Origin of the sequence: Maribacter algicola, assembly GCF_003933245.1 — a bacterium.
GTDB lineage: Bacteria > Bacteroidota > Bacteroidia > Flavobacteriales > Flavobacteriaceae > Maribacter > Maribacter algicola.
The window spans coordinates 1,821,314-1,840,549 of the sequence record NZ_QUSX01000001.1 but is presented as its reverse complement, the minus strand read 5'-3'; the positions used below and the strand labels follow the sequence as shown (position 1 = coordinate 1,840,549).

Here is a 19,236-nt window from a genome sequence, read left to right as displayed (position 1 = left end):
ATGAAGAAGAAACTATCAGTAGTGAAAATTGGAGGAAACGTCATTGAGAACGAGGCCGAAATGGAGCGATTCATCCATTTGTTTTCCGAAATGGAAGGTCCTAAAATCTTGGTACATGGCGGTGGCAAACTAGCTACACAATTGGCTTCCAAATTGGGCATAGCATCCAAAATGGTAAACGGTCGCAGAATTACCGATGCAGAAACCTTGGACATTATTACCATGGTCTATGCGGGTCTTACCAATAAAAATATTGTCGCTAAATTACAGTCCAAGCATTGTAATGCGATTGGTCTGAGCGGTGCCGATGCTGATAGTATACAGGCCCACAAAAGACCGGTTAAAGAAATCGATTTTGGATTTGTGGGAGATATTGATGGTGTGAATACAACAACTATTTCCAATCTGATTTCACTAGGTCTAACCCCGGTGTTTTGTGCCATGAGCCATGACGGCAATGGGCAGCTTTTAAATACAAATGCGGACACTATCGCCTCTGAATTGGCCATTGGATTGGGAGAAAAATACGACACAACACTCTATTACTGTTTTGAAAAACCGGGGGTTTTGATGGACGTGACCGATGAAGCATCGGTAGTTAGGCACATCGATTCAAAAAAATACAAGGAGCTTTTACACGAAGGCATAATTGCGGACGGGATGCTGCCCAAATTGGAAAATTGTTTCCATGCATTACATAATAACGTAAAATCGGTCTGTTTGGGAAATATGTTCATGTTGGACCAAAACAACGACCTATTTACGACCATAACCTTATAAAATGAACCAACGAACACTTACGGAAAAGGCCTTAGAACTGCTAAAGGAATTGATTTCCATACCCTCCTTTTCAAAAGAGGAAGAAGGTACGGCGGCTGCCTTGGAAAATTGGTTCAAGGGCCTGGATATTCCATTTGAGCGTATTCACAACAACATTTTTGCAAAGAACAAGTATTGGGACAATGCCAAACCTACCTTACTTTTAAATTCACACCACGACACGGTAAAGCCTAACCAAGCATACACAAAAGATCCCTTTCAGCCCCATATTGAGGATGGTAAATTATACGGGCTGGGAAGTAACGATGCAGGGGGATGTTTGGTTTCCCTGTTGGCAACCTTCGCCTATTTTTATCATGCCGAAAACCTGAACCATAATATTTTGATGGTCGCTTCGGCCGAAGAGGAAAATGCCGGAAAAAACAGTTTACGGGGACTTTTGCCCAGTCTGCCCAAAATAGACGTCGCCATAGTTGGGGAACCTACGCTCATGCAGCTGGCCATTGCGGAAAAAGGTCTTGTGGTATTTGATGCCGTGGTAAGGGGAACTCCTTCACATGCGGCGCACCCCAACGATAACAATGCCATTTATAATACGATAGAAGTATTGGAGTGGTTCAAAAACTATTCTTTTGACAGGAAATCGGAAGTCTTGGGAGATGTGAAAATGACGGTGACACAAGTAAACGCGGGGAGCCAACATAACGTTGTCCCTTCTCAGGTAGATTTGGTCGTCGACGTTCGGGTAAATGATAAGTATACCAATCAGGAAATCGCCGATTTGTTGAAGCGTGAAGCCCCGTGTGAATTGAAGGAACGTTCGTTGCGACTCAACTCTTCGTCCATTGACAAGGATCATCCCTTGGTAAAATCGGGCATCGCTTTGGGGCGTAAAACCTACGGTTCCCCTACCCTATCTGATCAAGCGGCATTGAGTTGCCAATCCTTAAAATTGGGACCGGGGGACAGTACCCGTTCCCATTCCGCCGATGAATTTATATATGTAAGCGAAATTGAGGAAGGCATTGATTTGTATATTAAGATATTAGAAGGATTTATTAAATAATAAACACAAGTTCAAACACAAATTTTTTGAACTTGATGTTTGCACTTGAAATTGAATTTGAACAACGATGAAGCTCTGGGACAAAGGATTTAGCACGGATAAAAAAATAGACCAGTTCACGGTTGGTAACGATCGGGAACTGGATTTACAACTGGCAAAATATGATGTGATCGCCTCAAAGGCACATGCGAAAATGCTAGGAAAAATCGGTCTTTTGACACAAAAGGAAACCCAGGACCTGGTCAAGGAATTGGATGCCATCGCCTCAAGAATAGAAAGGGGGACCTTCACCATTGAGCCCTCCTTTGAGGATATGCATTCCAAAATAGAATACATGCTTACCTTGAGTTTGGGCGATACGGGCAAAAAGATCCACACGGCCAGATCTAGAAACGACCAAGTTTTGGTGGCAATGCATTTATATCTGAAAGTTGAGTTGTCTGAAATTAAATCCATGACCAAGTCATTATTCAAGCTGCTTTTGGAAAAGGCAGATACGTACAAGGACGTCTTGCTCCCTGGATATACCCACTTACAGATAGCGATGCCCTCGTCGTTCGGGCTGTGGTTTTCCGCCTATGCCGAAAGCTTGATAGACGATCTTTATTTTATAGAAGCTGCTTACAAAGTGGCCGACCAAAATCCCTTGGGGAGTGCAGCTGGATACGGAAGTTCCTTTCCAATAGACCGAAGCTTCACCACAAAGGAAATGGGCTTTGAAACCCTAAAATATAATGTGGTAGCCGCCCAAATGGGACGTGGAAAAGTTGAAAAGGCAACGGCATTTGGGATGGCAAGTATCGCGTCCACCCTATCTAAAATGGCGATGGACATTTGCCTTTACATGAGCCAAAACTTCAATTTTATTTCCTTTCCAGACGAGTTGACCACTGGAAGCAGTATTATGCCCCATAAAAAAAATCCGGATGTCTTTGAACTGGTCAGGGGAAAATGCAACAAACTACAATCCGTCCCCAACCAATTGAGCCTGGTCATCAACAATTTGCCCAGTGGTTACCACAGAGATCTTCAATTGGTCAAGGAAATCATTGTGCCTGCCATCCAGGATATGAAGGCTTGCTTGGAAATACTTACGTTCAGCTTGGCGGAAATCAAAGTAAATAAGGACATCTTGGAAGATGAAAAATACGATTATCTGTTCAGTGTAGACACTTTGAACGAGTTGGTCCAAAACGGAATGCCGTTCAGGGATGCGTATAAGAAAATGGGGCAGGAAATCCAGCAAGGTACCTTTACCCCAAAACGGGATATTTCACATACACATGAAGGGAGTTTGGGCAATCTTTGCCTAGCAGAAATCAAGTCGAAAATGGATAAAATAGGTTAGTTTGAAGTAACGAACCTATCCGAGTAAATTTTGGTAAACTGTGCGCCAAAAGTAACGATGAGACTGGAGTAGGAAACCCATAGCATTACTATAATAACAGATCCTGCGGCACCATAGGTTGAACCGGGTTCCGCTTTCCCAAAATAAAAGGCAAGGGCATACTTCCCTAGTAAGAACAAAAGCGCGGTAAGTGCCGCCCCTATTTTTACCGCTTTCCACTTGACCGCTTTACTTGGCAAGAATTTGAACATGGCGGCAAACAGGAAATAAATAAAAACCAACGATAACAGGACGTCCATTACAAAGGTCCAGCCTACCACAGTGGTGGACATCAAGCGCGACAATTGCCTGGAAAAAGCTGAAAGAAACGAGGTAATCACAAAGCTGATTAGCAAAAGAAAACCAAAAATCAAAATAAATCCAAAGCTCTTCAACCTACCAAAAATAGTGGCCAAAAGTTCATTTGAGTAATTTGGCGACACGCCCCAAATACCGTTCAAGGCATTTTGTAGTTGGTAGAAAACACCGGTTGCCCCATAAACAAGCACGCATATTCCTAAAATTGTCGCCAATGTAGAGGTATTTTCACTCCCGGTATTCTCCAATATTCCCTGAATGGACTGTGCCGTCTCTGGGCCCATGGCAGAGGATATCTCAGAAAATAGTTCCCCACGAACAATTTCTCTTCCCCAAATGGAACCAACAATCTCAAGTATGATTATTAAAAGTCCTGGTAGGGAGAGAATGGCGTAGTATGCTATTACGGCACTTATTTTAAATGGTTCCTTGTCCAGCCATGTATTAAAAGTCGTCCACAATAATTTTGGAAGCTGTTTTAAACTAAATTTCATTCTATTCCATTTGGCTTTTTTGAAGGTATTTTAATCGATCCAATTTCCTTGACCCATATCGGAAATTTACTATCACGAATCACCAAAATCCTTTTAAAATTGATTGTTTGGGAGCGTTTACAACCAATATTGGCCAACTGACATCATTTTTCTTCCTTCCTAAAATAATTCGAAGTTGAAAACGTTCTCAGCAAACATTATAATGTCGAATTATGTTCAAGAAGTTCTTCCCGTTTTTCATTCTGCTTTTAATCGGTGTAACAGCCAGCTCACAATCCTTTACTTCCATTTGGAATACGAACAATACAAGCGGCGGGTCTTCGGCGGTCAACGCGATAACCATACCTATAAACCCTGCGTATACGACCTATAATTATGATGTAGACTGGGGCGATGGAAATACGGATACGGGAGTTACAGGGAATATAACCCATATCTACGCATCTCCCGGAAATTATACCATACAAATTAGCGGTAGTTTTCCTGCCATTTATTTTAACAATACGGGAGACCGACTAAAAATAATTGAAATACTGGACTGGGGGAACATTCAATGGCAAACGTTGGAAAATGCCTTCTACGGATGCGAAAACCTCAACTTTGATGCCATCAATTCGCCGGACTTGTCCCAAGTCACCAATATGTCGCAAACCTTTAGGAACTGCCGAAACTTTAACGGTATCATGAACAATTGGGACGTAAGCAATGTCACTACCATGGCAGGTCTGTTTCATGGAGCTTCCATTTTCAATAGACCATTGGATGCCTGGAATACGATTTCGGTCACGGACATGTCCCATACATTTGATAGTGCCAGCGCCTATAACGAACCCTTGGACAACTGGAACGTGGCCTCCGTTACCACAATGGCAAGAATGTTTTCAGGTGCTTCTTCGTTCAATCAAAACATCAATAATTGGGACGTAAGTCAGGTTACCAATATGTCCGGGACCTTTCAAAGTACAAATAGTTTCAACCGCCCTTTGAACAACTGGAACGTTGGCAATGTAACGGACATGTCCAATATGTTCTATTCCTCTGATTTTAACCAACCTATTGGCAACTGGAACGTAAGCAATGTGACCAACATGTCCGGTATGTTCGCACAAGGGGAATTCAATCAACCTATTGAAGGTTGGGACGTGAGCAATGTTACAAATATGAGCAACATGTTCTTTAGACATAGAACATTTAACCAACCTCTTAACAACTGGAACGTAAGCAATGTGACGAACATGGCCGGTATGTTCGATGGATGGATTTGGAACGTTACCTTCAACCAACCCTTGGACAATTGGGACGTGAGCAATGTGACGAATATGAGCTATATGTTCAGGGACACGGACAACTTCAATCAGGATATAACCGGATGGAACGTTAGCAATGTTACCAATATGAAAGGGATGTTCAATGGAGCCCATATGTTCAATCAACCTATTGGAAGCTGGGATGTAAGCTCCGTTACAGATATGAGCGAAATGTTCCAGAATGCTCCGTTATTTAATCAGCCTCTGGATAGCTGGGACGTAAGTAACGTTACACTAATGAACAATATGTTTTTGAGGGCATTGGTGTTTGACCAACCCTTGAACTCTTGGACCGTGGATGTTGTTACCAATATGAACGGTATGTTCAGGGGGGCACCAGTATTTAACCAATCTTTATCCAATTGGAATACCGCCAGTGTTACCAATATGGGCAGAATGTTCCAAGAAGCTACTGCATTTGATCAAAATTTGGGCATGTGGCCTATTGGCAATGCATCCAGTATGGAGAATATGCTGTCCGATTCTGGAATATCCCAAGAAAATTACGACAATACCTTGATAGGATGGGCAGCTCAAACGGTCCAATCAAACGTAAATCTGGGAGCTACGAACCTTACTTATTGTGATGGTCGCGATGCCAGACAAGATTTGATGGATAACCATGGCTGGAACATTACCGGGGATTCCATAAACTGTTCGTTCGTACTTTGCGCAAACATTACAATGCCGGCGGCAGGTGATACCCAAGTACCCGCCAATAGTGATATTCGATGGGACCCGGTACCCAATGCTACTGGGTATAGGGTAACGGTAACCAGGGACGATGGCTCGGGACCAGTGGAGGTGTACAATCAAACTTTGGGAGCGACTATTGTAGGAGTAGATTTCACCAATGAATTTACCCCAGGGGACGATGTTTCCGTATTGGTAATCCCATTTAATGCCGAAGGCGATGCAGTGGGTTGTACCCCTATTACCTTCACGGTAGTTGAAAGCTGGGTCAATAGTCCAGCTGCTTTTAAATTGACCTACAATACTACCCTGACCGACTATAAGAGTACACCCGCCAATCAGTTGCGAATAGAGGCCAATACGGGGTATCCAGGCTATTTAGTATATGATTATTCCATCGACTGGGGTGATGGCCAATACAATAACCATGTTACGAGTACCATAACGCATACCTATCTTACCCCAGGAATATATACCGTTTCCATTATAGGCAATTTTCCGGCACCCTACCATTATTACTCAAATTCGGATAGTTTTAAACTAATCTCCATAGATCAATGGGGCACCCAACCATGGGAATCTATGGAACTAGCCTTTTATGGATGCTCCAACATGGAATATAACGCCACCGATGTTCCGGATCTGTCAAGTGTAGCCAATATGCGAAGTATGTTTGGTTCCTGTGCATTATTCAATGGAAATATTTCCAATTGGGACGTAAGCAATGTGACCGATATGTACGGCGTATTCATAGGTGCAACGGATTTTAATCAACCTTTGAACAATTGGAACGTAAGCAATGTTACAAACATGAGCGCCATGTTTTTAGCGGCAACCTCGTTCGACCAGCCCCTTAACAATTGGAATGTAAGCAGTGTAACCAATATGGCGGATATGTTTCGGCAAGCATCTGCCTTTAATCAAAATATAGATAGTTGGAACGTAAGCAACGTTACCAATATGTCTTCCATGTTCGAAAGGGCAGAATTATTTAACCAGCCGCTAAATTCCTGGAACGTTGGCAATGTAACGGATATGAGTCAAATGTTCGACGGTTTTGTATTCGATATGGTCTTTAACCAACCCTTGAATAATTGGGATGTAAGTAGTGTAACCAATATGCAGGCCATGTTCCGTAGGAGCACGGCATTCGATCAAAACATAAATAGCTGGGACGTATCCAATGTTTTGGACATGAGTTACATGTTCCGCGATACGGATAATTTTGACCAACCCTTGGGTAATTGGGATGTATCCGAAGTTACGAACATGCAATACATGTTCTACGATGCAAAGGTCTTTGATCAAAACATCAATACCTGGAACGTTACCAACGTTACCAATATGCGCAGTATGTTCCAATTGGCAGGTGCTTTTGACCAACCTTTGAGTAACTGGGACGTGAATTCCGTCGTGAACATGCAATCCATGTTCCAATCGGCTTCCGTTTTTAACCAACCCTTGGATTCTTGGAATGTGAGTGCCGTAGCCAATATGGCATCCATGTTCGAGAGTGCGGCGCTTTTCAACCAACCATTGAATAGTTGGGATGTTTCTTCGGTTACTCTAATGAATTCCATGTTTGAGGATGCGGCGGTTTTTAACGGATCCATAGGTAACTGGAACGTAGGTTCCGTAACCAATATGGAAGCCATGTTCAAGGATGCAATTGTTTTTGACCAGCCAATACCAAATTGGGATACCGGTGAGCTATTGAACGCAAGGGAAATGTTCAGGGGAGCATCGGCCTTTAACCAAAATATAGATGCTTGGAACACTTCTTTCGTAACAACTATGGAGGCTATGTTCCAAAGTGCCACTTCCTTCAACCAACCCATAAATTCCTGGAACGTGGCATCGGTCACTACCATGTTTTCAATGTTCAACGGGGCATCTGCCTTTAATCAACCTTTGGATAATTGGAACGTACGTAGGGTCACCACAATGCAAAGCATGTTCGAAAATGCATCGGCCTTCGATCAAAATATTAATACTTGGCGCGTTTCCGGGGTAGGCAATATGAATTCGATGTTCAGGAACGCCTCAGCTTTCAATCAGCCTGTAGAACAATGGGACCTTGGCAGTGTTTCCATGCAAGCCATGTTTGAAAATGCTTCGGCCTTTGACCAGTATTTAGGGGATTGGGTAATGGGGGATGTCAGCAATGTGACCAACATGCTCAACAATACGGCGTTGACTCGCATTAACTACGACAATACCTTGATTGCATGGTCCGAGCAAAATCTTACTCCTGGTCTTTCGTTGGGAGCCCAAGGCTTGCTATATTGCGATGCGCTTGAGGAAAGGCAATCCATGACGGATAATTTTGGATGGTCCTTCTATCAGGATATACTGGATTGCCCGATTCCTGAATGTACCCTACTTGTTGCACCCTTAAAGGGTGAAGTTGATGTTCCTGTTAACACCAACCTAAATTGGGAGCCTGTCCTTTACGCCCGTGAATATCATTTGACCGTTGGTACTACTCCGGGAGGAAATGATATCCTGAATAATGAAATCGTGGTCAATGCAACATCCTACGAGTTCCCAACCGAATTTTTAGGGGGTGAAACCGTATACGTGACCATAGTTCCCACCAATGATACGGGAAGTGCCGTGGCATGTAGCGAAGAGAGTTTTACGATAGCTAACAATCCACCAACCATACCGGAATGTACCCAACTTACTATGCCCATGAACGGAGCTACGGAAGTTGCCGTGGATACCGATTTGTCCTGGGAGCCCATTTCTAATGCGGATGGCTATAGATTGACGATTGGCACCAGTTCCGGAGGCAATGAAATTCTGGACAATATAGACGTTGGGAATACCACCAATTATAATCTGGCAGCCAACCTACCCGAGGATACGGATATTTATGTAACGATAGTACCCTATAACGAACAAGATCCTGCGTTGGGATGTACCGAGGAAAGCTTCCGTACGGAGTTGATTCCCGTACCACCGGTGTGCACAAACCTAACCAATCCTATATCGGGGTCCGTGAATGTACCCATTGATACGGATCTTACTTGGAACATGGTGGACGGCGCTACAGGTTATATCGTCAATGTGGGGATAACACAGGGCGGTATTGAGATCGCCAATGGCATAGATGTTGGAAACACGACTACCTATTCCTTCCCACAAACATTACAGGGCAACAGAACGCACTACGTAACCATTATACCCTACAATGAGGTAGGCGATGCCGTTGGATGTGCCGAGGAGAATTTTAGGACCGGAACTTCCACCTTGAACAACCCTCCCCTTTGTACGGCGCTTTCATCCCCATTGAATGGGGCGGCGAATGTACCTTTGGACACCAATATTAGTTGGAACGCTGCCGCAAATACGGATGGATATTATCTTACTGTAGGAACGGCATCCGGATCAACGGATATTCTTAACGCTATGGATTTAGGAAATGTGACCATGTATGACCTTCCTTCGGATTTACCCGAAAATGCAACTATTTTCGTGACCGTTGAACCCTACAACAGTTTTGGAAGTGCCGCTTCGTGCACCGAGGAAAGTTTTACGACGGAAACCTTGCCAACCGCACCCAACTGTACCAGTTTGACGGCTCCGCTCAACAATACAACCGATGTAATCCTATCCACCAATATTTCCTGGAATACCATTTCAAATGCAGATGGATATTACCTGACCATGGGAACTACTTCCGGCGGAAATGACATTTTGGACAATGTAGATGTTGGCAATGTAAGTGTGTATGATTTGGCAACGGATTTGCCCGAAGCTACTACCATTTTTGTGACGATTGTACCCTATAATTCAGTTGGAAATGCAATGGGCTGTGCGGAAGAAAGCTTCGTAACCGAAACCTTGCCAACCGTACCCAATTGTACCAATTTGACGGCACCGCTCAACAATGCGACCGATGTAATCCTATCCACGAACATTTCATGGAATACCGTTTCCAACGCGGATGGATATTATCTGACCATAGGAACATCAACGGGCGGAAACGATATCCTCGATAGTATCGATGTTAGGAACGTGAGTATGTACAATTTAGCTACAGACCTACCTGAAGCTACCACAATTTTTGTGACTGTTGTTCCTTATAATGCCGTTGGAAGTGCCATAGGTTGTGCGGAAGAAAGTTTCGTCACGGAAACTGTATTGAATGTTCCAGATTGCACCAACCTGACCAGTCCATTAAATAATGCAACCGATGTAATCCTATCCAGCGATATTTCCTGGGCTCCCGTTTCCAATGCGGATGGCTATTACCTAACAGTGGGAACCACATCGGGTGGAAACGATATTTTGGACACTATCGACGTGGGGAACGTAAGCATGTACGATCTGGCAACGGACCTGCCTGAAGCTACCGTCATTTTTGTGACCATCGTTCCTTATAACTTGGATGGAACGGCAATGGGATGTTCAGAAGAGAGTTTTACCACGGAAACCTTGCCCACCATACCAGATTGTACCTCCTTGCTTACTCCAAGCAATGGGGATATCAACGTTCCTGTAGATATAACTCTTACTTGGGAGGAATCGCCCACGGCAGATGGATACCGACTCAGCGTTGGTACTTCTTCCGGTGGCAGCGATGTGGTCAATAATGAAGATGTAAGCATCCTAACTTCCTACACGTTTATGGAAAGATTGATGGAGGATACCAGGTATTATGTGAGGATTACACCTTACAATTTCTTGGGGGATGCCATAGACTGTACCGAATTTATGTTCACCACCATTAATCAAGATGATACCTTATACGGGTTCTCTCCAAATGGGGATGGCATAAACGATTTTTGGACCATTGACGGTATTGAACTAAATCCTGATAACACGGTTTCCATCTATAATAGATGGGGGGATTTGGTATTCGAGATTCAGGGCTATGATAATCAGTCCAATGTATTTAATGGTACCGCCAATCGAAAAACAAAACTTGGAGCCAGTGAACTCCCAAGTGGTACCTATTTCTTTAACATACAGGTATCCGGCGAACACAATCTTAATAAACTACAAGGGTTCTTAGTCTTAAAGCGATAATAAATGAACAAAACAATGTACCAATTCGCTTTATTGGCGATATACTTTCTATTTCAGATAGTCGGAAGCAAATTACAGGCACAGCAGACTCCCTTGTTTGCTGAGTATAATTACAATCCGTATCTCATCAATACGGCATATGCCGGACTGGCCCCAAGTACGGAAATATCCATAAGCAATACCGGTTTTTTTAACCAGGTAGAAGGAAGTCCGCGAAGTTTTGCATTAAGCCTGCATACCCCTTTGAACAGAGGAAAAGTAGGATTGGGGGCAGGGTTCATTCGCGATGAAATTGGCGTAACGACCTCCACCAATGCCTTTGCGACCTATTCTTATAAGATATTTTTCGATACAAAGAAGAACAGGCCCTACTGGCAGGTGTACACGCCCAACTCCCTTTCTTTCGCCATTTCGGGAGGGCTACAGCAATACCAAGACAATCTTCTTGATCTGGGTATCGTTGGTGATCCCAATTTCGCCCAGAACATCAATGCTTCCATACCCACCATAGGCTTGGGGATCTTATTGAACCTGGCCGATTTTCACTTGGGCTTTTCAGCTCCTAACGTATTGGGGGATACCTTGGCTACGGACGATAATCTAGATCTCTCCAATTCCTATTACGGCTATTTTGGCTACCGATTTTATTCGAACATTTTTGAGGAAATCATGATCAAACCCAATGTGCTGGCCAAGTATGAAAACGGAGCCCCGTTTCAATTAGATTTTAATGTGGCCATGAGCTATAAAAACAGGTTTGAACTGGGCACCGGCTACCGCACCAATTCGTCCATCAATTTGTTGGCCGGGGTCTATCTCCTAAAAAATATAAGGGCGATATACAACTACAACTTGGCCTTTAACGATAATCCGCTTGGAAACACCCATGGGATCGTGGTGAGCTATCTTTTTGGCGAAGGGTATCACAGAGATTAACAGCCCTACTTCGTTCATTGTACAAAAAGCTAAATCGAAGCTGATTTAAGGAATTTTGGTTTTCCGTGTCCACAACCCAATGGGTAAAATGGATATATATTCTATCTTAGGCCTTTATTTTAGCGCCTATTATATTCATGAAAAAGTCTATTCGTAAAACCGTTTGCCTTCTAGCCCTTTGTATTTTATCGGCCCCTTCCCTAAAATCCCAGGACACCTACCCTAGAAATGAATCGGTCGATATAAAGAAATATATATTCAATTTACAGCTAAACGACACTACCAATGTTATTGCAGGAGAGGCGGAAATCCATGTGGATTTTGAAAAAGAATCGGTTCCCTTTCAATTGGACCTTATAGGATATTCCGGCAAGTACGGAATGAAAATTTCAAATGTTTCCGAAGCAGGAAAACCTGCGGACTATGTTTTTGAAAACAATAAAATTACCATCACCCCTAATCAATCCACGCCCTTATCTCAGGTATATACGGTAAACTATCATGGCATACCTGAAAGAGGCTTGGTGATAGACACTACCAAGTTTGGCCAACGTTCCTTCTTTGGTGACAACTGGCCCAATTTAGCCAGACATTGGTTACCTTCCGTTGATCATCCGTACGACAAGGCTTCCATTGAATTTAAGATTACCGCCCCGGACCATTATGATGTGGTAGCCACGGGCGAAAAAATTGAGGAAAGCTATCTTGATAATGACACAAAATTGACCATTTATAGGGAACCTGCGCCCGTTGCCATGAAGGTCGTAACCATTGGGGTCACAAGATTTGCCAGTAGGTTGTTGGGGGAAGTGTATGATATTCCCGTTACGGCATGGGTGTATCCAGAGAATCGTCTGGAGGGCTTTTCGGATTATGGCGTTGCCACGAAAGTCCTCCGATATTTTATTGAACAAATAGGTCCGTACTCCTATGCCAAACTGGCCAATATGCAAGCAAAGACCCAGTGGGGAGGCCTTGAAAACGCGGGAACCATTGCCTATTTTGAAAATTCGGTCAACGGGAAAAATGAAGTCGAGGGACTCATTGCCCATGAGATAGCGCATCAGTGGTTTGGAAATTCTGCTTCGGAAAAGGATTGGAACCATGTGTGGCTTAGTGAAGGTTTTGCAACCTACTTCGCCATTTTGTACCAAGAGCGTGTTTACGGCGATGAAAAAAGAAAAGAGGAACTGATATTAGATCGGAATCAGATAATCGATTATTACAAAAAGAATCCATCACCCATTGTAGACCCCAGCATTAAGGACCCGCTAAAAGTATTGAGCGTGAACACCTACCAAAAAGGTGGCTGGGTTTTAAATATGCTTCGACATGAATTGGGGGATGACCTTTTTTGGGAAGGCATTGTGGCATATTATAAAAAATATCAGAACTCCAATGCATTAACCGAAGATTTCAAGGCTGTCATGGAAGAGATTTCGGGAAAAAACCTGGATACCTTTTTTCAACAATGGATATTTACCAAGGGATATCCAGAGATTAAATGGTCTTGGCATTATGAGAAAAACAAGCTTTTTGTCGATGTTGAGCAAGTGCAAGACCACTTTACTTTTTCCTTTCCGTTGGAAATACGCGTAGGGGACGATGTAGAAAAAACATATACATTAGATGTTGAAGGCAAAAAGACCATTTTCGAAATACCCATGAATGAAGCTCCTAAATCAATTACCATAGATCCTAACACTTGGTTATTGTTTGAAGAAAAATTGTAATTGGGTTCTAAAAAAAATTTTCAGAAGTATTAAGTTAATCGTTTCATGGGTAATTTAATTCCATGAAAAAAATCGGTTTAATTTTAGGGATAATTGTTCTTGCTTTTATCTTACTTACCTATATCTCCATTTCTTCTACACGTAAGGAAAATAAGACTTCGTCCATTGTTCTAAATATAGAAGATTTGAAGTCTATTGATTTTTCACGAATTGACTCCGTACTTGTTGCACCAAGCACATTGTACAAAGCTAACGCCGTTAAAAAGATGATGCAAGGGCAACAGTATCGTGAAGCGTGGTCTACACCAGTAAAGTTTCCAGTACTACATTTGGATACCCTGCTTGGAGGTGCAGAGATTTTGAAGAAAGGGGGCGGAAAACAAACACACAGTCTTAAGCTAGAGACCGAAAGTGGGTATATCTATACACTTAGAAGTATAAATAAAGATCCTGAACCATTGGTTCCAGAATGGGCCAGAACCCTTGGCTTAGAGAATATTATTGTTGATGGGATTTCCGCTCAGCATCCCTATGCGGCCTTAGCAGTAGCTAAATTGGCGGAAAAATCAAATCTTCTACATACTGACCCTAAGGCTGTTTTTCTCCCAGAACAAAACGCTCTGGAAAAGTTAAATAAGGACTATGGTAATAAAATTTACTTGTTGGAACATGAAACGGATGGAGGAAAAAATTGGACCCACTATAAAAACGTGAAGGCCATTTTGGATACTGAAGACTTGCAAGAATTGAAAAAGGATACGGGCCCTTTACTTAACATAGACAAATCAACATTGATTAGGGCGAGACTATTTGATATTATCATAGGTGATTGGGACCGTCACTCCAAACAGTGGGGATGGGTTGTAACTCAAAATGAAACCGAATATATAGCAATACCACTTGCCGGGGATAGGGATAATGCATTTTTTAGTGTTGATGGAATCATACCCTCTATCATTTCTAACAAACATGTATTACCGGACCTCCAATCATTTAAAGAGGAAATAGATTACCTACCTGGATTGGTCATGCCTTTTGATATATATTTTCTGAAAAATACTCCAAGAGAATATTTCATTAAAGAGGCGAAGCTATTACAAGGCCTACTTTCGAATTTGGCTATTGAAGAAAGTTTCAAAGCCTGGCAACCATTTTTAGTTGAACTGGATGGTGAAAGAATCATAAAGGCAATTCAAACAAGAAGAGATAATCTTCCTCAAATAGCAAACGACTTCTATGAAATCATTGAAAATAGGGATTACCTTACCGAACCACTCAAAGGTTCTGAAGATTTAGAACTGCCAAGTTCCCTAATCGGTTGTTTTGACTGTTTTTGATTTAGATTTTGGGTATTTTCTCTTTCTGTTTTTCAAGTATTTATAACCAACATATCCTAGCTGGGCCCCGATCAATAACAATTTAGTCTTTCTGCTCTTTACCAATAGTTTTGCAAAACCTAATACGGGTGATATATTCATAATTTATGCTTTTTTACAATAAAGCATAACTAAACAAGATGAGCGATCACATTCAAAAGAAAGTTTGGCTCAAAAACTTTTCCTCTGGAATAAAAGGTTATGAATAAATGTCAATTTTGTCTTTACAGGCTCTGAAATAATAAAAGGGTAGGCATCGTCCTTTCCCATGGACCTGTTCATACTATTCAGGGAATAGAATAATGCAATACCTGTTTTTAAAATAGTAGGAAAATCGTTTTCATAGTATGGGTCAAAATCGGCATTGAAGCCCAGTCTGTGTGTTCCTTGTAAGTTTGGAGTTGTCTTCAGTCCGAAATTATAGGCGGTTTCCAAAGTGTCCATTAAATGTAGATAATGGGACCATGTTTCCGCCCAATCTTCCCAAGGATGGGAAGAAGCATATTTACTAATGTGGAAGTTCTGCCAGTCTTGTCGAGGACCGTTCAAATAGTAATTTTGCAAGGCGCCATCGTATGGGACCATATCGTTTCCGAATATTTCCCTGAAGCCTGATAATACGTTTTCATCAGTCCGTATGAGGATATCCCAATAATAATGACCTACTTCATGTCTAAAATGGCCCAACATCGTTCTGTAACGCTCCTCCATTTTCTCTTTGACCTTTTCCCTGGTCACAGCATCAGCCTCAGAAATAAGGATTGTAATAACGCCATGGGCATGCCCGGTTTTTAGATTGTTCTTGTTTTTTGGGGATAGGAAATCGAAACAAAGCCCAGTCTCCGGATCTTCCCCTTTATTGACAATGGGTAACTTTAACCTCAATAGCTGATATACCAACCTATGCTTTGCAAATTCAATTTGCTTCCAATGTTCTTGATTTTTTTGATACGATAAGTCAGGTATGGTCCTGTTCAAGGAACAAGCCAAGCAAAATTCCGAGTTATTATCAATGGGAATCAACCAATTACAAATTCCATGTAGATTATTGGCGCAATACTTATAGGTTTCACCGTTCAAAGATGGTATGGCCCATTCTGAGCGGTTGGGTTCCAGCGAAACCATTTGATTGTAGTAGGAAGAATATGCCAGATAGTGCCCGCAAGAAACACAAAGGTTATTTTCGAAAACAACCGTATTACCACATTTGGAACATTGGAACAATTTCATGGTCTCCCATTCATAGGCTGAGTTTATCTTATCATTTTTAAATTGATGATTTCCTGCTCGGTCAAATACCTCCAGTGGCCCCGGGGCAAATCCTTTTTTGTGAGTCCGCCGTACACCACACGGTCCATTTTTACAATTTTATAGCCCAATTGTTCAAAAAGTCTTGGGACAATTTTATTTCTGGAACTGTAGATTTCTATACCTACCTCTCTTTTTGGGGCATCGTCAATAAAACTGATTTCCTGTACTTTGACCACTTTCTCGTCCACTACAACACCTTCCTGAATTTTAACTAGATCCGCACTCCTAAGGTCCTTGTCCAATATCACGTGGTAAATCTTTCTAAGACCGTTGATGGGACTCTTTAGACGCTTGGTCAAATCACCATCATTGGTAAAAAGTAGCAGTCCCGTATCTTCCTTGTCCAACTTATCCACGGGAAGCAATTTTGATTTGGAGGCACTTGAAATCAATCCGGATACATGACGCTTCCCTTTTTCGTCCCGTATGGTGGTAGAAAAGTCCTTTGGTTTGTTCAAAAGCACATATTCCCTTTTTACTGGATTTAACAGTTGCCCGTCAAACCTGACCTCATCCGTTAATTTCACCTTGTATCCCATTTCCGTAACCGGTTTTCCATTTACGGTAACGTTTCCGGCAGCTATATAAATATCTGCATCCCTTCTGGAACAAACCCCGGAATTGGCTACATATTTATTCAGCCGGATGGAATTTGGGTCGCTTACCTGTTTTGGAGCGGTGTTTTTCTTTATAGGCGCATTACCCCTAGCATAACTTTTTTTTCTAAAAGAACCGCCTTGCCTCCCAGAAGCCTTATCTCCTTTATTTGAATCCCCCCTGCTCATAACTGTCTTATTTTAAGCAAAGGTAAGAAAGGGATATGGTATTTCTTCTTGGTTTAATTCATTCCTTGCTTTCTGAAGAAACAAAATGATACATGGGGTGAAAATTCTGAAAGTAGTGACTAAAGAATTCGATTTAGGACCAAATCAACATCTATCAATAAAATACTGAAAACACCCACTACAATGACCAGTTTGAGAATATTATGAAGCCATAAAAAATGCTTCCTTGTACTAGATTTAAAAAGAATGACCAAAAAGACAATAAAAAGAAGGATGCAACCTGTAAAATAATAGTTCATGTAACCAACATCAAACTTAAAAATCAATAATAGGGCAGGTACCAAGGTCATCAACATCAAAATTCCAATGAACGATTTGGAAACACCCACCCCGTAAATAATGGGTATCGTCCTGTAATTTTGTGCCACATCGCCAGAAATATTTTCCAAATCCTTTATCAATTCCCTGGCCAAAATCAACAAAAACAGAAACATCGCATGAACAAATATTACGGTTTCAAAGTTTTTGTAATACACGAAAACGGCAAAAAAAGGTGTAATAGCCAAAGTAGCGGAAACAAAGTTCCCAACAAAGGGTATTTTCTTCAGCTTATGGGAGTAGAACCAGATACCAAAGATATAGGCCGAGAAGAAAAGTACTGCCCGAAAAGAAACATAACTTGCTGCAAAAACGGCCAAAAAGTTCAACACGAAGTACGAAGACAATTTGAAATGCTGGCTCACCAACCTATCCAGCATGGTCTTCCTAGGTTTGTTGATCAGATCCTTTTCAGCATCGTAAAAATTATTGATAATGTAGCCTGCAGCTATCACCAGAACGGAAGCAACAACGATTACAAAAAGATTGACATCAAAAACAACTTGCCTTACCGGTAGATTGGGTGAAAGAATATAGATGGATGCCAAATATTGGGCCAATACGATCATTAATAAATTGTACCCACGTACCACTGAAAACAGACTCAATACCTTTAATAGCAGGAGTTTGTTTTTTCTACTAAGCATGAATATGTTGGGTATATACTAGAAATTGTAGACCACTTCCAATTTGTAGTCTTTTAGGGCCTTCTTCGCTTTTTCAAGATCTTCGGTAAATCCAAGAAAGTATCCGCCACCACCAGAACCGCAAAGTTTTAGGTAATAGTCGTTCGTTTCTATTCCTTGCTTCCACAAATCATGAAATTTGGCAGGAATCATTGGCTTAAAATTATCCAATACCACGTGGGAAAGCTTTTTCAAGTTTCCAAAAAGGGATTTAACGTTGCCGTTCACAAAATCCTCCACACAAGCATCAGTATGCTTAATAAATTGGTCTTTAAGCATATTCCTAAAGCCTTCATTCTTCATTTGTTCCATAAAGATTTGAACCATAGGGGCCGTTTCACCGATGGATCCGCTATCCAATAAAAATACGGCTCCCTTACCTTCCAAATTTTGGGATGGTATGCTGGTGGATTCAATGTTGTCTTGTGAATTAATCAGAATAGGCAGGCTTAAATAACTGTTCAAAGGATCTAATCCAGAAGATTTACCGTGGAAAAATGATTCCATTTTACCAAAAATGGCTTTCAAGGAAAGGAGTTTTTCCCTGGTCAAGTTTTCTAGTACCGTTATCTTGTCCTTGGCATATTTATCATAAATGGCCGCGACCAATGCTCCACTACTACCTACTCCATACCCTTGTGGAATGGAACTATCAAAATACATTCCTTCCTCAATATCTGCATCCATTGCGATGAAATCAAAGGCAACCAGTTCCGGCTCTGTAATAGCCAATTCCTTTAGGTACGATGCAAATTCACGTAAAGCTTGGTTGGACTTTTTCGCCTTTTCCGAGTCGCTACTGGTTTTCAAAGCCCCCTTAAAAAAATTATAGGGAATGGAAAGCCCTTTGGAATCCTTGATGATTCCATACTCCCCAAAAAGAAGAATTTTTGAATAAAATAGTGGTCCTTTCATTTGTTTAAATAAAACCGATATGGCTTAAACACCT

At 41.8% G+C, this 19,236-nt stretch carries 12 protein-coding genes; 7 read left to right on the top strand and 5 right to left on the bottom strand.

What is annotated here, in order from left to right; all coding sequences use genetic code 11:
• The 3 genes from argB (at window position 1) to argH (ending at window position 3,194) form a co-directional block, all read left to right on the top strand.
• The gene (argB, locus tag DZC72_RS07745) at window positions 1–780 is read left to right on the top strand and encodes an acetylglutamate kinase (protein ID WP_125222266.1); all 780 of its coding nucleotides are present in this window, start codon (window positions 1–3) and stop codon (window positions 778–780) included.
• 1 nt (window position 781) lies between these two features.
• Window positions 782–1,846, top strand: coding sequence for a M20 family metallo-hydrolase (locus tag DZC72_RS07740; RefSeq protein WP_125222265.1), 1,065 nt, complete (start codon window positions 782–784; stop codon window positions 1,844–1,846).
• Window positions 1,847–1,913: 67 nt separating this feature from the next.
• The gene (gene argH / locus DZC72_RS07735) at window positions 1,914–3,194 is read left to right on the top strand and encodes an argininosuccinate lyase (protein ID WP_125222264.1); all 1,281 of its coding nucleotides are present in this window, start codon (window positions 1,914–1,916) and stop codon (window positions 3,192–3,194) included.
• Here the strand turns inward: argH and DZC72_RS07730 are convergent.
• Window positions 3,191–4,045: a YihY/virulence factor BrkB family protein gene (locus DZC72_RS07730; protein WP_125222263.1), complete on the bottom strand. Its 855-nt coding sequence runs from the start codon at window positions 4,043–4,045 to the stop codon at window positions 3,191–3,193. The two genes, argH and DZC72_RS07730, sit on opposite strands and share 4 nt — an antisense overlap.
• 212 nt (window positions 4,046–4,257) lie before the next feature.
• On the opposite strand from DZC72_RS07730, the gene DZC72_RS07725 reads away from it, so the two are divergent.
• The 4 genes from DZC72_RS07725 (at window position 4,258) to DZC72_RS07710 (ending at window position 15,088) form a co-directional block, all read left to right on the top strand.
• Window positions 4,258–11,082, top strand: coding sequence for a BspA family leucine-rich repeat surface protein (locus tag DZC72_RS07725; protein WP_125222262.1), 6,825 nt, complete (start codon window positions 4,258–4,260; stop codon window positions 11,080–11,082).
• A 3-nt stretch (window positions 11,083–11,085) separates the two neighbouring features.
• The gene (locus tag DZC72_RS07720; RefSeq protein WP_125222261.1) at window positions 11,086–12,018 is read left to right on the top strand and encodes a PorP/SprF family type IX secretion system membrane protein; all 933 of its coding nucleotides are present in this window, start codon (window positions 11,086–11,088) and stop codon (window positions 12,016–12,018) included.
• Window positions 12,019–12,155: 137 nt separating this feature from the next.
• Window positions 12,156–13,751, top strand: a complete 1,596-nt coding sequence (locus tag DZC72_RS07715) for a M1 family metallopeptidase (protein WP_125222260.1) — start codon at window positions 12,156–12,158, stop codon at window positions 13,749–13,751.
• A gap of 62 nt (window positions 13,752–13,813) precedes the next feature.
• Window positions 13,814–15,088 (top strand): hypothetical protein, encoded by a 1,275-nt coding sequence (locus DZC72_RS07710; protein ID WP_125222259.1) that lies wholly within the window; start codon window positions 13,814–13,816, stop codon window positions 15,086–15,088.
• Between the two features lie 210 nt (window positions 15,089–15,298).
• Here DZC72_RS07710 and DZC72_RS07705 read toward each other — a convergent pair whose 3' ends face one another.
• The 4 genes from DZC72_RS07705 to DZC72_RS07690 all read right to left on the bottom strand — a co-directional run bounded on the left by DZC72_RS07705 (window position 15,299) and on the right by DZC72_RS07690 (window position 19,202).
• On the bottom strand, window positions 15,299–16,357 hold the full coding sequence (locus DZC72_RS07705; protein ID WP_125222258.1) for a zinc-binding metallopeptidase family protein: 1,059 nt from the start codon (window positions 16,355–16,357) through the stop codon (window positions 15,299–15,301).
• 23 nt (window positions 16,358–16,380) lie between these two features.
• Entirely contained in the window at window positions 16,381–17,223 is an 843-nt protein-coding gene (locus tag DZC72_RS07700; protein WP_125222257.1) for a pseudouridine synthase, read from the bottom strand.
• Between the two features lie 119 nt (window positions 17,224–17,342).
• On the bottom strand, window positions 17,343–18,248 hold the full coding sequence (locus DZC72_RS07695) for a geranylgeranylglycerol-phosphate geranylgeranyltransferase (RefSeq protein ID WP_125222256.1): 906 nt from the start codon (window positions 18,246–18,248) through the stop codon (window positions 17,343–17,345).
• Window positions 18,249–18,266: 18 nt separating this feature from the next.
• Entirely contained in the window at window positions 18,267–19,202 is a 936-nt protein-coding gene (locus DZC72_RS07690) for a mevalonate kinase family protein (RefSeq protein ID WP_125222255.1), read from the bottom strand.
• Window positions 19,203–19,236: the final 34 nt, after the last annotated feature.

Coding starts and splice junctions, on each gene's coding strand:
- DZC72_RS07740 (WP_125222265.1), top strand. CDS start 782: ATGAACCAACGAACACTTACGGAAAAGGCCTTAGAACTGCTAAAGGAA.
- DZC72_RS07700 (WP_125222257.1), bottom strand. CDS start 17,223: ATGAGCAGGGGGGATTCAAATAAAGGAGATAAGGCTTCTGGGAGGCAA.
- DZC72_RS07690 (WP_125222255.1), bottom strand. CDS start 19,202: ATGAAAGGACCACTATTTTATTCAAAAATTCTTCTTTTTGGGGAGTAT.
- DZC72_RS07725 (WP_125222262.1), top strand. CDS start 4,258: ATGTTCAAGAAGTTCTTCCCGTTTTTCATTCTGCTTTTAATCGGTGTA.
- argB (WP_125222266.1), top strand. CDS start 1: ATGAAGAAGAAACTATCAGTAGTGAAAATTGGAGGAAACGTCATTGAG.
- DZC72_RS07710 (WP_125222259.1), top strand. CDS start 13,814: ATGAAAAAAATCGGTTTAATTTTAGGGATAATTGTTCTTGCTTTTATC.
- DZC72_RS07695 (WP_125222256.1), bottom strand. CDS start 18,248: ATGCTTAGTAGAAAAAACAAACTCCTGCTATTAAAGGTATTGAGTCTG.
- DZC72_RS07730 (WP_125222263.1), bottom strand. CDS start 4,045: ATGAAATTTAGTTTAAAACAGCTTCCAAAATTATTGTGGACGACTTTT.
- argH (WP_125222264.1), top strand. CDS start 1,914: ATGAAGCTCTGGGACAAAGGATTTAGCACGGATAAAAAAATAGACCAG.
- DZC72_RS07720 (WP_125222261.1), top strand. CDS start 11,086: ATGAACAAAACAATGTACCAATTCGCTTTATTGGCGATATACTTTCTA.
- DZC72_RS07715 (WP_125222260.1), top strand. CDS start 12,156: ATGAAAAAGTCTATTCGTAAAACCGTTTGCCTTCTAGCCCTTTGTATT.
- DZC72_RS07705 (WP_125222258.1), bottom strand. CDS start 16,357: ATGAAATTGTTCCAATGTTCCAAATGTGGTAATACGGTTGTTTTCGAA.